This is a genomic window from Microbacterium sp. HD4P20 (assembly GCF_019449275.2).
In the GTDB taxonomy this organism is placed as follows: domain Bacteria; phylum Actinomycetota; class Actinomycetes; order Actinomycetales; family Microbacteriaceae; genus Microbacterium.
The window spans coordinates 116,745-131,235 of record NZ_JAHZQZ020000010.1 but is presented as its reverse complement, the minus strand read 5'-3'; the positions used below and the strand labels follow the sequence as shown (position 1 = coordinate 131,235).

The window sequence follows — 14,491 nt, the reverse complement described above, 5'->3', positions numbered from 1 at the left end:
TCAGTTGCTCGCCTTCTTCGTGTCGGATCCGGTCGCGGCCGGCGCGGTCGGCGCTGCCGACGGTTCGCCGTTCTCGAAGCCCCGCTCGCCCAGCAGGCGCAGCGCGGTGGTGCGGGCCTGGGCGGAATCGAGCCCGCCGTTGACCAGGCCGTTGAAGCCGACCACCCGCCGGGCCCCGGCGACGGCGACGAGCGTGACCTCCTTGGTCTCGCCCGGCTCGAACCTCACGCCGGTACCGGCGGGGATGTCCAGGTGCATGCCCCACGCCTGGTCGCGCGTGAACCTCATGGCCGGGTTGACCTCGAAGAAGTGGAAGTGCGAGCCGACCTGCACCGGCCGGTCGCCGGTGTTGGTGACCCGCATGGTGGCCGACGCGCGGCCGGCGTTGATTTCGATCGTTTCGTCGCCGTGCAGATACTTCGGCCTTCTGCTGACCATGATGATCCTTCCTCCGGCTGCCGATTCAGTGCTGATGTGCGTGCGCGGGTGCGAGTGTCTCGTCGCCGTCCGCGTGGGAGTGGGTATGGGTGGTGCCGTCCGCGTGGGTGTGCGGGTGGGCATGTGGATGCGAGTGGCCGTGCCCCTGGCTCTCCTCGAAGGCGTGGGAGTGCGCGTATCCGTGGTCGTGGTCGGCGGCGAGCCCCTGGTCGATCCCGTCGCTGCCGGCGGCGAGAGCGGCCAGCGCGTCACGGACGCGGGTCTGGATCACGCGGCGGACCGCGCTGTGGCTCATGAGCGGACCGAGGTCTTCGGCATCCGACACCGGCAGACTCTCGGCGAAGCCGGCAGGCACCGCAGCGACGCGCGACGCGCCCAGCCGGCGCAGCCGCTGTACCGCGGCTGACACGGCGTCGACGTCGTCGGCGATCGCGACCGCGACCTCGGGCAAGGCGCCGTGCGCGGCCACGAGATAGGCGATGCGGTGCAGTTCGGCCTCGTCGAACGCATTCGAGGGCGGCGCCACGATCAGCAGCGCGGTGTCGGCATCGGTGGCTCGCGCCCGGTTGGCGGCGGTCCGCAGCCAGGCGACGAGATGGTCGGGCTGGCCGAAGGGTGCGGTCAGAGCGAGTTGAGCCGGATGCCGCGGCGCCAGCCATCTGAGCGTCTTGGCCGTGTCGGCGACCATCGTGGGATTGCGGCCGAAGGTCATCGGCAGCACCACGACGGTCTCGCCCTCGTCCAGGAAGGCGCTGAGGCTGTTGTGCAGTCCGCGGCCCGGTGTGGCGATGCTCACCCGCTCGTCGACGTCGTCGAAGCGAACGAGGTCGCCGCCGTCCGAGCTCTCGTGCCCGCCGACGAGGACTACGCGCACGGCAGCGCCTCGGCCCTCACGGCTCAGCCGCCGATCGGATCGTGACACGACACGAGCTTCGTGCCGTCGGGGAAGGTCGCCTCGACTTGCAGGAGCGTGATGCGCTCGCGCACACCGGCCATGCATTCGTCGACCGTGACGATGGTCTTGCCGAGCTCCATGCATTCGGCGACCGTCTTACCGTCGCGAGCACCTTCGAGGATCGCCTCGGTCACGAGCGCCTGCGCCTCGCTCACGTTGAGCTTCGTGCCACGATCCCGGCGCCGGCGCGCGAGTTCCGCGACCTGGTAGACGAGCAGTTTGTCGATCTCGCGCGGAGACAGATCCATGTCAACTCCTGCATCATGGGTCCCGGCCACCCCGAACGGGACTCCCAGCAGTCATACTGGCATGCCCCATGCATGTCTGGCGAGGCATGGAGTGCACCTTTTTTCGCCCGTTCATCTGGAGTCGACGGCCGTGGCGGCGGGATGGGAAGCCGTCATGGCGGCGACGGTCCCCGGTCTGATCGCGTCGACGAGAGACAGCAGCGCCTGGTTCAGCCGCACCACGAGCAGCACGCACCGACGAGCGGCGTCGGAGACATCGGCGCGGGTGACGTCCAGCTGCTCCGCTTGCTGGAGCCGTAAAGGCAGCTCGCCTGAGAGCACCGCTTCGACGGCGGCGAAGTTGTCGGACGTCGCGAGAGCGAGCCGAGACACGTCGATGGCGGCGAGCGCGTCCTGGTCGAGATCACGCAGTTCGTTCGACGCACGGCGCACGTAGTACAGCACCGACCACAGCGCAGTCAGCTGCGCCTCGATACCGCTGCGCCGCAGCGAACCGGGGTTGCGGCGCACGGGCCTCGCGAGCGTCTCGAGGGTCGCGAGGCGCTCGGCGGCACTCTGCAGTCCCGCGCCGATGTCACGCCGGGCGAGCGTGCCGTCGTCGGCTCTCTCGAAGATCTCGTCCGAGAGCGAGCGGGCAGCACCAACGACGTCGCGCATGCCGTCCCCCAGCCGGACGCGTGTGCGGGTGGGGAGCACGATGGCCGAGACCACCACCGCGACAACCGCGCCGATCGCGGTCTCGACCACGCGCACCTGAACGGTCTCGACGCTCAAGGTGGCCAGCACGTCGTACATCGTCGCCAGCAGCATCGTCTGCCAGAACACCGTCCACACCGACGCGATCGGACGCAGGAATGCGATGAAGAAGGCACTGGCGATCAGGAGCGGGAAGGCGACCGCGGGGGAATGACCCGCGAAGATGGCGAGCCCGAACGCGATGGTCGCGCCGGCGAGCGTGGCGAGCACCCGCTGCAGGGCCTTCGTCCGGGTCTCGCCGTCCGAGCCGCTCAGCACGGCGAACGCCGGCATCGCGGCCCAGTACTGATGGCTGGTCGATACGAGGCTTCCCAAGAGCAGGGCGAGCCCGGTCGAGATGCCCGCCTGGACCGCCAGCCGTCCAGAGGCGGTGGCCGGGGTGCTCCTCGCCGAGATCGCCGGAGCACCGGCCACTGCGGCGGCCGCGGCATCCGGCAACTCGATGCCCTCATCGAGCCGCTCGTGGGCGGCGGCGTCCGCGCCCTCCCGCAGCTGCTGGAGCCGATCGACGGCGACCCGCAGCTCGGCGATCGCGGCACGCGTGCGGCGGGCGTCGGCCGGCCATCCGTCCGTCGGCGTCACGCTGTCCGTAGGCGAAGGCGGCGAGACCGGCGAGTGGCCGCGACCAGGTCGAGGCAGGAACGACGCGAGGTGCGCCTGCCCGTCGGCCAGTTCGGCCGACAGGGTGGCGCGCTGATCGATCGTGAGCGCGACGCTGCCGACGACCGGGACGAGCGTGGCGAGATTCTCGGCCGCGAGCTGAACATCGAAGATCCTCACGCGCAGCGCCAGCGCGCGATCCGAAGACAGGCCGGGCGTGACCGCGCCGTCGAGGCGTCCGGCGGTCACCTCGGCCGCCGTCTGCAGCGACGCGAGCTCGTGCCGCAGAATGCGCACGAGCCGCGGGTCGCGGCGGCCCGTCGCCACGAGATCGAGCATCGTGCCCAGGAGCGACGCGGTGCGCTCGCACACCGCGTCGACACCACTGCTCAGCCTGCGGTGCAGCGATGGACCCGGCGGGAGATTCGCCGCCCAGCTGCACACCAAACCCACCCCGGCCGCCACGAGCCCTCCCCACACGTCGGCGACGCCGAGCCCGAGCATCAAGCTGAAGTAGAAGGCGATGAAGCCGAGCTGGCCGAGGCCCCCGGCACGGGTGCCGTACCGTCTCAGCCACACCGCGGTCGCCGCGATGAGGGCGATCGCGACGACCGTCACGAGGGGCTCTCGCGGCAGCAGCGAACCCAGCGCCACGCCGACCGCCGTCGGCACGATCGCGACGATTCCGAGCCAGCGACGCGTGCCCGCCGGCGCGCCCACCGCGGCGGGAGACGCGAACAGCGCGATCAGCCCCGCCAGCACCGCCCCGTAGACGGGCTCGGATCCGGTCAGCTGAGCGAGTGGGACGATGACGGCCACCGCCACAGCGACCGCAGCGATCGTCCGCGCGGCGCCGCTCAACCGCACGAAGCCGGGGTCGACGAACAGCGCACGCCGCCGCATCCACGATGAGAAGCGGTGCAGCGCCGACGGTTCACGTACGCGCGTGGCGGGCGTGACGTCCGCGGGCAGCAGCTCGTACGCGCCGTCGGCCGCGTCGACCCGGCGGTAGATCGGCTGGTAGTCGAGGTCGCGCGCCACCGCCGCCAGCAGCGCCTGCGCCTGGAACTCGAACGGCAGCCATGTCGTGTAGCGCCGGTGCGCATCGGCGCGATCGATGGCGGCATCCGACTGAGTCAGCTGCGCCATGCGCCGATCCACCGTGAGGAAGCGGACCACCCAGGGGTCCAGGGGCGCGTTCCTTCCGGGCGCGAGGAACGCATCGACGATCTGGTCGAACTGCGTGCGCGAAACCGGTGCGGGTGTGGGATCGGGCGAAAGGCGCAGCGCCTGCTCCAGACGCACGCGGAAGTCCTCGAACACGTCGGTGAGTCGCACGACGCCCGGCTCGGTGGACGGATCGCTACCCGTCGGGAGCCCCCACCGCAGCGCGCCGATGACGCCGGAAGTCATGTAGAGCGAGAACGGAAGCGAGAACTGGTCGCGGCCGCTCTGGAAGTAGTAGGCCGCACGGTTCTGCGCCAGGCCGTCGGCGTACGCGCTGAGCGATCCGAGGATCGAATCCAGCTGGCCGTCGAGCCAGCGCGAGCGTCCGTCGAGAAAGAAGGGGGTGAGCGATTCGATGGGGTCGGCGATGCCCGTGCCGGCGCGGAAGAAGTTCGCCGACAGCGACTGCAGAGACTGGATGACGCCGTACACGCTGCCCAGGAACGTGATGATGAACGAGAGCATCACCACCGCCATCATCGCCTCGGCCACCGTGATCAGGTTCAGCCACGCGACGCTGGGCCCGATGTTGTCCACGCCGACCGTCGCGAACTGCCCGAGGCTCAGATACAGAGCACCGAGGAAGTCCGGTGCGGCGCCGGTCGAGGTCGTGATCGCGCCGCTGATCCCCATGGCGCCGAGGTAGATGAACGCGAATCCGAAGACCACCCCCGCCACCCACCACAGGATGGTGATCAGGATCAGGATGCCGGTGACCTGACGCAGCACCAGCGGCCGCCACCGCCGACCCACTCGCCGGGTCACCGCACGAAGGAGCACCCACTGGGCGCGAACGATGCGGTCGACGAACACGCCCGCCTGGTCGTAATTGAGCACCGCGAGGAACGCGTCGAGGAGCGTGACTCCCAGCAGCAGCACCCCGACGACGATCCATACGACGTCCATGGCGCATACCCTAGCGGCGCCGCTAGCATGAGCGCGGGCGCATACGACCTTGGGGGGCCACGCCATGAGCGCGACGATCGCGACAACAGAGTCCACGCACGTCCGAGAGCGCGTCGCCCGGATCTGGTACGGCACGATCGCGGTGGTGGTCGCGATCGCGCTGATCATCCAGATCGTGCTGATCCTGACCGGCGGCCAGGACGCCAACTCGGGGACGAACGCGACGGGGCCGGTGGGCACACGCCTGGTGCGCCTGTTCAGCTTCTTCACGATCCAGAGCAACCTGTTCGTGCTCGGCACGTCGATCGCTCTGGCGCTCAACATCTTCCGCGACGGCAAGCTCTGGCGGGTGCTGCGCTTCGACGCCCTCCTCGGCATCATCATCACGGGCCTCGTCTACGAGACCGTGCTCGCCCGGCTCGTCGACCCGCAGGGATGGGCTCTCGTCGCCACGATCGGCTTCCACTACATCGCGCCGTGGGCGACCCTCATCGGCTGGCTCATCTTCGGACCGCGTCCGCGAATGACCTGGTCCACCACCGCCTACGCGTTCATCTGGCCGCTGCTGTGGCTGGTCTACACGTTCGTCCACGGCGCCGTGACCGGCTGGTACCCCTACCCGTTCCTGGACGTCGCGACGATCGGCTTCGCCGAGTCGGTCCGCAACTCTGCGATCGTCCTGGTGATCGGCGTCATGATCGCGGTCGTGCTGACCTTCCTCGACCACCATCTGCCGTCGCTGGTGCGCGACCGCGACCGGAACCCCGGAGCGAAGAGCGCGGTCGACCTCGGCTGACCGGCGCTGCGATTCCGGGTCAGCGCGCGGTCAGGTCGGCGAGACCGAGGTCACCGCAGTCGTGCCCGGGCGAAGTCCCCGAATTCCGTGAGGGCGCGGCGCGCGTCGGCCAGCACGGCGTTCCACAGCGGGAACGCGTGGATCATCCGCGGGAACGCGTGCAGCTGGATGTCGGCTCCAGCCGCCGCCGCGGCGCGGGCGAGCCGGACGGCGTCGTCGAGCAGCGTCTCGTCGGTGCCCACCTGCACCAGCGTCGGCGGCAGTCCGGTGAGATCGGCGAACAGCGGCGAGACCCGGGGATCGTCTCGCGGAACGTCAGCCGGCAGGTATGCCGCCGCGAGCTCGGCCAGGTAGGCGCGGTGCAGGAGGGGGTCGACGGCGTCGTTGTCGTCCATCGACGCCCCCGAGAGGGTGAGGTCGGTCCATGGCGACACCAGCCACAGCCCCGCGGGGCCTGATCGTCCGGAACGCTGGAGCCGTTGCCAGAGCGCCAGACTCAACCCGCCCCCGGCGCTGTCTCCACCGACGATGATCTCGCCCGGCCGGTGACCCTCTGCCACAAGCCACTCCCAGGCCGTCGTCGCATCGTCGATCGCGGCCGGGAACGGATGCTCCGGTGCGAGGCGGTAGTCCACCGCCAGGGTCGGCAACCCGGCCGCGCGCCCGGCCTCCGCCGCCATCGTCCGATGGCTGACGATGGAGCCGGAGCAGTAGCCCCCGCCGTGCAGGAACAGCAGCACCCCCGCCGTTCCGGCGCCGGGTGCACGCGACCATTCCGCTGGCACACCACCCGCGTCGACCGCCTCGAGCTCGATGTCGTCGGCGAGCGGCCATGCCCCGCCCACCTCGGCGATCCGGGCTCGGCGCTCGACCCACCCGACCGGGCGTGCCTTCGCGCCGAGCATCGCCCGCACGGCGTCGATGCCGTCGTCCTCCATGGGTGCCATGAGCGCGAGGTTAGCGAGGTTCTCGCGCGCGGGCCATCCCCTGCGGATCAGCGGTCAGGCTTCTGCCACCTCGAGAACGGCACGGTCCACCTCCGCGTCCTGTCGCTCGCGGCGGCTCGCCGCGACGAAGCCCCACAGGAACACGAAGCCGATGAGGGGCAGCAGGATGTCGGTGTACAGGATGCTGCCGGCGTTTCCCTGCGCCTGGTTGCCGGCCGTGGCGATCTGATAGATGTGCCCCGCCGCCGCGCCCCACAGGAACAGGGCCGGCCCCAGGAGGGCGGCGAGCTTGACCACCCAGCCTTGCCGACGCGGGAAGGCCAGGAAGCCGACGGCGGCGAAGCCCAGGCTCGCGAAGGCGACCTCGAGCTGGAACGGGCTCTGGTCCCAGCCGATGATCTCGGCGGTGAAATCGCCGAACACGCTGTGCATGACGAAGTTGTAGAGGTAGCTGACTCCCACCGACAGCAGCAGGAAGTGGTTGAGAAGCTCCTCCCACACGACGGCGGCTGTCAGCCCGTCGCGGCGCCGGGCGCGCAGCATCCCGATCCCCGCGGTCAGCAGTCCGAGCAGGAACAGCGTGACGGTGAAGTTGGACAGCACGAGCGTGATCGCACCCTCGATGACGGCTTGCATGGACGTTCCCTCCCGGCTGCTCCCCCTGTGCGATCTGCGTCGCGATTGCACTGTACTGGCAGCGCCGCAGGATCGCGCGCTGCAGGATCGCGCGCCTCGGGTGCTCTCAGAATCCGAGGCGCGTCAGCACTCGAGAGGCCGCCTCGAGCGGGTCTTCTCGTGAGACGTCGTCACTGCCCCGAGCCCCGCGCCAGGACTCCTCGATCTCGACGATGGCGGCGTGCAGCACCGTCTCATCGGGCTCGGAGTCGCGCTCGATCGCCTCGGCGAGCCAGTCGCTCCATGCGCTCCAGCGCGCCACGTAGAGGTCGCGGATGAGGCCCGCCCAGTGCCGGCCCGAGTAGTCATGCAGACCGCTCGTCTGGTGGCCCCACACCGAGACCAGGCTCCGCGCATCGCGTTCCATGACGTCTTGTTCGTCCGGCGTGTCGCCCCACGAGCGTGCCGCTGCGATCCAGGTCGAAACGCGCGAGTCGGCACGCGTCGCCACGAGGGCATCGAGTGCGAGCAAGTCGTCGCGCAGGCGCTCCGCGTGGCCGCGCACTGCGGATGCGTCGCGGACGGCATACCCGGCGAGAACCCCGCGGATGTGCTGCCGCGTCTGCTGCGCCAGCACGTGGCCGGTCAGTTCGACGACGTCGCACTCGAGCGACTGACGCCGCGATGCGCGGTCGCCGAGCCCGATGAGGAGGCGAGCAGCCCGAGCGATCGACGGCAGGTCGTCGAGCACCGCGGGGTCGTTCTCGGCATCGATGTTGGCCGACATGCGCGTGGGCTCGGGCAATGCTTCGCCCGCCAGCCGCTGGCCCACGAAGGGAGCCGCGGCGCTCCAGGGCCGGGCGATGACCGGCGAGGGGATGGAGCGGGTGCGCCCGGGGCCGTAGAGACTGTCGCCGAGCAAACGCCATGCCTCGCGCGCATCGTCGTCGTCGACGCCGTAGCGCTGCCGCGCGAAGTCCGCCAGCCACGCGTCGACGTCGATGCGACCCCACACCAGGTCGGCGGCGGCCTCGTAGAAGACGGTGTTGTTCTCGATGGCCTCGGGCGCGAGGCCGACGCCCTCGAGGCGTTGCGGACGCAGCTCCGCCAGTTCCGACAGGTCGCGCGCGAGGCCCCGAACGTCGCCGAAGAGCGCGAAGCGCCCACCGAAGTTGTGAACCGCCGTCCAGATCCAGCGACGCCCGTGCATGCCCTCGCGCCACATCGGCGCATGCTCGCCCCACAGATCGATCAACAGCAGGCGGTCATGCGGCACGTGTGAGAGGTAGGCGGCGACGCGGTCCTGTGTCCAGAACCCGCGGTGGTAGTGGAAGGGCCAGCCCTGCAGCAGCCACGTCGCGGTCGGGTGCGTCGCCGCGAGCGCCTGATGGATGCCGCGCCCCGCGGCCGCGAGCCCGCGCGCATCGCCGGACGGCGGGAGCGACTCGATGTAGGGGTCGACGGCGAAGACCGGGTCGCGTCCGGGATCGCCCAGGAGCTCGCGCTGAACCTCGAGGAAGGTCCGCATCAGTCCGGCGTACGCGGGCGACGACGGATCGAGCATGGGCGTGCGCCATCCCTGCCACTCGATCTCGACGGCATCCGGACCGGCGATCGCAGCGGGAACGTGCCCGCCCGTCGCCGGCAGGACCGGCGTCATGCCGAACTCGCGTGCCCGCGCCAGGATCCTCCGGGCCAGGTCGAGGCGGCGCTCGGCCCAGCGCGCCGGGAGCGGGCCGCCGAAGTCGTGCATGCCGCCCATCGACATCCAGGGGACGTGCGGCGCGCCCCCGACCCACGAGGCGGCCTCGTTCTCGTCGCAGCCCCGGCGCCGCAGCGTCTCGTGCAGCACCACCTCATAGGCGGCGAGAACCAGGAGATGCGTCACCCCGTGCAGCGCCATCCAGTCGAGCTCTCGCTCCCACCGGTCCCAGTCCCAGAACGGCGTCGAGTAGCCGTGCGTCACCACGTTCAGGTGGTAGCGGATCGCGAAGGGCGTGCGGACGGTCGCCCGCGGGGCATCGGGCCACCGATCCCACGCCCCCTCGAGCACCGCCGACTCCCAGGTGATGCGCTGGCCCTGCGCACGCAGGTACGCAGCCAGCGCGCTCGCGGCGGCGACGAGATCCGTTCCCTTCAGGGTCAGGATCCCGCCGGATGCTGCGTACGCGCCGGTGGCCGCGGCATCCGTCTCCTTCTCGTGCGGTTCGATCCGCACGCGCGTCGCATTGCCGCCCAGCCGGGCGATGAGACCCCGCAGCGCCTCGGCGAAGACCGGTTCGGTCATGGCAACGGTGGCCTCTCGCCGGCGGGCACCGGCGCGCCGGCAATGCCGAGCTGCCCGACCCACTCTGCGAAGTCGATGTGCGCGGCCGTCAGGCGTGACTCCTCCGCCGCGAAGGCGATGAGGTGACTGTCCAGCGCGGTCTCGAACGAGAGTTCGCCCTCACCCACGGTGCCCTCCCGCAGCGCGTCGACGAACTCCGACATCAGGGCCGCGTCACCACCCGCGTGGCCGGCGTGGTCGCCGAGGTCGGCGTTGGGCATGAGCACCCGCACGGTGTGGCGCGCGTGTCCCATCGGCGGCTTCGTCTCGACCTCGTGGGCCGCCAGGGGCAACCCCTCGGGCAGCGATGCCGTGGGAGAGAAGAGATCCACCACGATCTCGCCGCTCTCCATGTGGCCCGTCAGCTGACCCGCCGAGCCCGTGATCGTGACGTTGCGCGTGTTCTCGGCGGTGAACGCCGAGGCGGTGAGCGTCGCCGTCACTCCGCCGGGGAACATCATCGCGGTCTGCTGGTGATCGGCCACGTCGTTGTCGCTGCGGAAGACGCAGCGCCCGTAGTCCCCGGTCCGCAGCGCGGCGAGCCGGCCACTCGGCGAGGAGTCGGGGCCGAGCAGATGCACGGGATGCCCCGACACATCCGCGAGCGCGTCGACATAGTAGCGAGGGGCGAAGAACGGACAGCTGTCGGCGACCGGGCACCCGTCAAGGCAGAACTCCGGGGCGCCGGCGGGCGCATTCTCAGCACGGAACCACGTCAGTTCGCCGATGCTGTAGACGCTCTCCGGCGCGGCACCGGCGATCCAGCGGATGAGATCGAGGTCGTGCGAGGTCTTGGTCAGCACCATCGCACTCGAAGTGGCGCTGTTGCGCCAGTTCCCGCGCACGTAGGAGTGGGCGAAGTGCCAGAACCCGATGTTCTCGCGCACCTCGATCGTCATGGTCCGCCCGATCGCGCCCGAGTCGACGATGCGCTTGACCGAGCGCCAGAACGGCGTGAAGCGCAGCACATGGCCGACTGCCAGCCGCGAGGACGTGCGGCGGGCGTGGCCGGCCAGGCGTGCCAGCTCGGGAAGAGTGGGCGCGGCCGGCTTCTCGAGCAGGAACGGAACGCCCGCGTCGGCCACGGCGATCGCCACGTCCACATGCAGTGCGTCGGGCACGGCGATGATGACGCCGTCGGCGCCGAGTGCGCCGAGGTCGGCTACGGCGTCGCGCCAGTCGCGATACTCCGCCGCCCCTCCCGCCTCGGCCGCCAGCGCTGATCGACGCTCGCGCGAGACGTCGGCCACCGCGACGATCGTCGCGCGGTCGGGGTGCTCGATCGCCCAGCGGCCGTAGGCGTCGCGCCCCCGTCCGCCGGCGCCGATCACGACGAGGCGCTGCGGTCGGGTCACTTCTCGGCTCCTGCGGTGAGTCCGTCGACGAGGTAGCGCTGTGCGAAGAAGAACAGCACGACCACCGGCGCCGTGACGGCGAGCGCGCCGGCGAGCAGCACGGTCACGGGGACGTTGAAGTCGGCCAGCTGCGAGATGCCGAGCGGCGCCGTCCACAGCGCGCGGTCCTGCACCAGGAACAGCAGCGCGTAGAAGTACTCGTTCCACGCGATCATGAAGACATAGACCGCCGTCGCGATGACACCGGGAAGGGCTACGGGCAGGATGACGCTGCGGAGCATCTGCCACAGCGACGCGCCGTCCACGATCGCCGCTTCCTCGATGCTCTCGGGCAGGGCCTGGAAGTAGTTGCGCAGCATGTAGATCGACACCGGGACCGTCGTCGCCACGTACACCAGGAACAGGCCGACCAGCGATCCCGTCAGGCCGGCCCTGGCCAGCAGCACGAACAACGGCACCGACAGCACGATGCCGGGGAACAGGTAGACGCCGAGGATGATGGCGTTCACGACGCCCCTGCCGAGGTAGCGCAGCCGGGCTGCGGCGTACGCGCCGAGGATCGACACCGCGATCGACAGGACGATCGTGCACAGCGCCACGACGAGCGAGTTGATGACGAAACGGCCCAGACCGAACCCGCCCTGAGCGGGGTCGAGCATCGCCGACGTGTACGCCGAGAAGTCGATCTCGCCGAACGACGGAATCAGGTTCAGCGGCTCCTGCACGATCGCGTTGAACGGGCGAAGGGACAGCAGGAAGCCGTAGAGCACCGGGCCGAGCGCGAAGATCAGGGCCAGCGCGATGAACACGAACCGCCCGGCGGTCGACAACGGATGCGGCCTGAGCGAGGATCGGCGGCGGGTCATTCGACATCCACCCTTCTTCGCGAGAGCGCGACGTAGACGGCCAGCAGCGAGACCAGGACGACCGACATGAGCAGGCCGTACGCGGCGGCGCTGCCGATGTCGGCGCGCGTCACGAGCTCGGTGTAGACCTTGAGCGCCATAACCTGCGTGCCGCCGGCCCCCTCGGTGAGCAGGTACACCTCGCTGAAGCTCTGGAACGTCCAGATGAACCGCAGCAGGCACAGCAGCAGGATCACGCCCTTCAGCTGCGGCATGACGATGCGGCCCAGGATCTGCGCCCCGTTCGCCCCGTCGAGGGCGGCCGCCTCTTCGATACTGGGGGAGACCCCCTGCAGGCGCGCGGTGATGAACAGGAACGACAGGGGCGCCGACGCCCAGATCTCGAACACCACGACGACCAGCAGCGACAGCGGGATGGGGATGCCCCATACGTACGCGGTCGTCGTGTTGAGGAATCCGATCGACTGCTCCCAGCCGAGGAACTCGCGGCCGAAAGAGTTGACGAGGCCGTACTGGGGATTGAGCATCGTCTGCCAGATCGTCACGGCGGCGATGATCGGCAGGACGTAGGGCACCAGCAGCAGCGCGCGGACGATGCCTCGTCCGCGGAAGGGACGGCGCAGGGCCAGCGCGAGGGCGAGTCCCACCCCGACCGATCCGATCATCGTGAGCGACGCGTACAGCAGGGTCGTGCCGAGCGCCTGCCAGAAGGACGGATTGTTCAGCGCCCGACGGAAGTTGTCGAGCGTCCATTCGACCGGCTCCGTCCCCAAGCGGGGGATGTCGACCAATCGGATCTCGCTGAAGGCGAAGACCACGACGAGGATCAGCGGGATGATCGAGGCGAGCACGACGACGACGAGCGTCGGCGTCGTCAAGAGCAGCCCGTTGCGGTTGTCCCGCTGGGAGCGGCTGAGAGGCCGCCCCCAGCGGTGACGGGTGATGGCGTTGCTCACAGGCCCGCCTGGACCTCCTCGACGGCCGCCTTCATCGCGGCTGTCACGTCTGCCGCGGGCACTCCGTTGTAGAGCTGCTCGATCTGACCGGCGAGCACGCCCTGGCTGTGCACGAGCCCGGCGAGCGTCGCGTCGGGCGTTCCCATACCCCACAGCGAGACGGCGTTGATGCCCTCTGCCATCTCGCTCACGAACTCCTCGCCGTAGATCTCCACCGAGGTGAGCTCGTGGGCGGGTCCGATTCCCAGGCCGCCCCACGCTTCGATGAACTCGGTCGGGTTGTCGGCGGTGCCGTTGCGCAGCGGGATGCGGCCCTCCGTCGCCACCGCGAGGGTGTCGACGTAGCCGGCGTCCAGCACGTACTCGATGTACTGCTGGGCCGCCTCGACGTTGGCGCCGGTCGGGATGCCGTAGCTGAGGATCGCGCCGAACTGCGCCGGGTCGTCCTCGCCCAGAACCGTCACGAACTCGGTGTTCTCGGCCAGGAAGGCCGGCTGCTCGGCGCACTCCGGGCACGTCGCGGGCGTCGCCTCGTCCAGGCCCGCCAGTTCGTCGAGGATGTGGGTGGAGAACAGCAGCATCGCGGCGTCGCCGTTCATGTACGCGGCGCGTGCGCTCGTGACGTCGAAGTCGCCCGCCACCGACGAGTTGCGCAGTCGCAGGAACTGCTCGGCGGCCTCGGTGCAGGCATCCGAATCGATGACGACTTCGCCGTCGGTGACGAGCTCGCAGCCCGCGCTGTGGAAGAGCGACTGGATCCCCTCGGTCGCCGACGCGGTCCCCGCTTGGGTGCCGAAGGCCAGCCCGGTGATGCCCAGTTGCTCCTTGATCGTCGTCGCGGCGTCCGCGAGCTCCTCCACGGTGCCGGGAACATCCACTCCGGCCTGCTCGAGCAGGTCGCTGCGGTACGCGACCACATGGGTCCAGCCGTCGCTGGGCACGGCTGCGATCTCGCCGTCGATCGTGACGGCCTCGAGGGCGTGCTGGTTGAACGTGTCGATCCCGAGCGCCTCCACGGTGGCGGTGGCCGCTTCGCTGTCGAGGAGGCCCTGGGAACTCCAGACGCCCGTCTGTGGCGAGGCGTGGAGGATCACGTCGGGCACGTCGCCCGTGGCAGACCCGGTCACGAGCGCCTGATCCTGGTCAGCGCCCGCCATCGGGACGACCTCGACCTCGATGCCGGTCTCGTCGGTGAAGGCGGCGGCAACCGCCTCCTGTGCGGCCAGGCGCTCGGGCGTCGTCTGCGGGGTCCAGAAGACCACGCTCTGGTCTTCTGTCGAAGGCTCGCCGCCACCGCCGTCGGTATCGGCGGAACAGCCGGCCAGCAGGCCGAGAGCGGCGATCGCCGCGAGGGGGGCCGCGATGCGCGCGGTGGACATTCGGGTCATATGCATCACTCCTCATTGTCGTGGCGACGAACGCCGGAACGGGGGCGAGACCGGCGCAGCGTCGGTGCTCTCGCGGTGCTGCGATCCTGCCGGTGTGCGAGCAAACACGATG

At 70.1% G+C, this 14,491-nt stretch carries 11 protein-coding genes and 1 pseudogene; 1 reads left to right on the top strand and 11 read right to left on the bottom strand.

What is annotated here, in order from left to right; all coding sequences use genetic code 11:
• Positions 1-126: 126 nt before the first annotated feature.
• The 4 genes and pseudogenes from K0817_RS18660 to K0817_RS02780 all read right to left on the bottom strand — a co-directional run.
• A pseudogene (locus K0817_RS18660) lies at positions 127-438 on the bottom strand (urease subunit beta); the annotation flags it as partial.
• A 25-nt stretch (positions 439-463) separates the two neighbouring features.
• Positions 464-1,312 carry a sirohydrochlorin chelatase gene (locus K0817_RS02790; RefSeq protein ID WP_219979836.1) on the bottom strand — a complete coding sequence of 283 codons (849 nt, stop codon included), beginning with the start codon at positions 1,310-1,312 and terminating at the stop codon, positions 464-466.
• A 23-nt stretch (positions 1,313-1,335) separates the two neighbouring features.
• The gene (locus tag K0817_RS02785; RefSeq protein WP_219979909.1) at positions 1,336-1,641 is read right to left on the bottom strand and encodes an urease subunit gamma; all 306 of its coding nucleotides are present in this window, start codon (positions 1,639-1,641) and stop codon (positions 1,336-1,338) included.
• 111 nt (positions 1,642-1,752) lie between these two features.
• The gene (locus tag K0817_RS02780; RefSeq protein ID WP_219979835.1) at positions 1,753-5,130 is read right to left on the bottom strand and encodes an FUSC family protein; all 3,378 of its coding nucleotides are present in this window, start codon (positions 5,128-5,130) and stop codon (positions 1,753-1,755) included.
• 64 nt (positions 5,131-5,194) lie between these two features.
• Between K0817_RS02780 and K0817_RS02775 the strand changes: the two genes are divergently transcribed.
• Positions 5,195-5,926 carry a Pr6Pr family membrane protein gene (locus tag K0817_RS02775; protein WP_219979834.1) on the top strand — a complete coding sequence of 244 codons (732 nt, stop codon included), beginning with the start codon at positions 5,195-5,197 and terminating at the stop codon, positions 5,924-5,926.
• Positions 5,927-5,976: 50 nt separating this feature from the next.
• Here the strand turns inward: K0817_RS02775 and K0817_RS02770 are convergent, their stop codons facing one another.
• The 7 genes from K0817_RS02770 to K0817_RS02740 form a co-directional block, all read right to left on the bottom strand.
• Complete coding sequence (locus K0817_RS02770) at positions 5,977-6,873, bottom strand: alpha/beta hydrolase (protein WP_219979833.1); 897 nt, start codon at positions 6,871-6,873, stop codon at positions 5,977-5,979.
• Between the two features lie 54 nt (positions 6,874-6,927).
• The gene (locus K0817_RS02765; RefSeq protein WP_219979832.1) at positions 6,928-7,509 is read right to left on the bottom strand and encodes a DUF6790 family protein; all 582 of its coding nucleotides are present in this window, start codon (positions 7,507-7,509) and stop codon (positions 6,928-6,930) included.
• A gap of 106 nt (positions 7,510-7,615) precedes the next feature.
• Positions 7,616-9,775, bottom strand: coding sequence for an alpha-N-acetylglucosaminidase (locus tag K0817_RS02760; RefSeq protein WP_219979831.1), 2,160 nt, complete (start codon positions 9,773-9,775; stop codon positions 7,616-7,618).
• Positions 9,772-11,169 (bottom strand): Gfo/Idh/MocA family protein, encoded by a 1,398-nt coding sequence (locus K0817_RS02755; RefSeq protein ID WP_219979830.1) that lies wholly within the window; start codon positions 11,167-11,169, stop codon positions 9,772-9,774. Before K0817_RS02755 ends, K0817_RS02760 begins: the two co-directional genes overlap by 4 nt.
• Positions 11,166-12,035 carry a carbohydrate ABC transporter permease gene (locus tag K0817_RS02750; protein ID WP_219979829.1) on the bottom strand — a complete coding sequence of 290 codons (870 nt, stop codon included), beginning with the start codon at positions 12,033-12,035 and terminating at the stop codon, positions 11,166-11,168. The genes K0817_RS02755 and K0817_RS02750 overlap by 4 nt, the downstream gene beginning before the upstream one ends.
• The gene (locus K0817_RS02745) at positions 12,032-12,991 is read right to left on the bottom strand and encodes a carbohydrate ABC transporter permease (RefSeq protein ID WP_219979828.1); all 960 of its coding nucleotides are present in this window, start codon (positions 12,989-12,991) and stop codon (positions 12,032-12,034) included. Before K0817_RS02745 ends, K0817_RS02750 begins: the two co-directional genes overlap by 4 nt.
• The gene (locus tag K0817_RS02740) at positions 12,988-14,379 is read right to left on the bottom strand and encodes an ABC transporter substrate-binding protein (RefSeq protein ID WP_219979827.1); all 1,392 of its coding nucleotides are present in this window, start codon (positions 14,377-14,379) and stop codon (positions 12,988-12,990) included. The genes K0817_RS02745 and K0817_RS02740 overlap by 4 nt, the downstream gene beginning before the upstream one ends.
• Positions 14,380-14,491: the final 112 nt, after the last annotated feature.

Bases quoted from the DNA above. Each gene is read 5' to 3' on its own strand.
- K0817_RS02785 (WP_219979909.1), bottom strand. From the start codon at position 1,641: ATGGATCTGTCTCCGCGCGAGATCGACAAACTGCTCGTCTACCAGGTC.
- K0817_RS02780 (WP_219979835.1), bottom strand. From the start codon at position 5,130: ATGGACGTCGTATGGATCGTCGTCGGGGTGCTGCTGCTGGGAGTCACG.
- K0817_RS02775 (WP_219979834.1), top strand. From the start codon at position 5,195: ATGAGCGCGACGATCGCGACAACAGAGTCCACGCACGTCCGAGAGCGC.
- K0817_RS02770 (WP_219979833.1), bottom strand. From the start codon at position 6,873: ATGGCACCCATGGAGGACGACGGCATCGACGCCGTGCGGGCGATGCTC.
- K0817_RS02765 (WP_219979832.1), bottom strand. From the start codon at position 7,509: ATGCAAGCCGTCATCGAGGGTGCGATCACGCTCGTGCTGTCCAACTTC.
- K0817_RS02760 (WP_219979831.1), bottom strand. From the start codon at position 9,775: ATGACCGAACCGGTCTTCGCCGAGGCGCTGCGGGGTCTCATCGCCCGG.
- K0817_RS02750 (WP_219979829.1), bottom strand. From the start codon at position 12,035: ATGACCCGCCGCCGATCCTCGCTCAGGCCGCATCCGTTGTCGACCGCC.
- K0817_RS02740 (WP_219979827.1), bottom strand. From the start codon at position 14,379: ATGACCCGAATGTCCACCGCGCGCATCGCGGCCCCCCTCGCGGCGATC.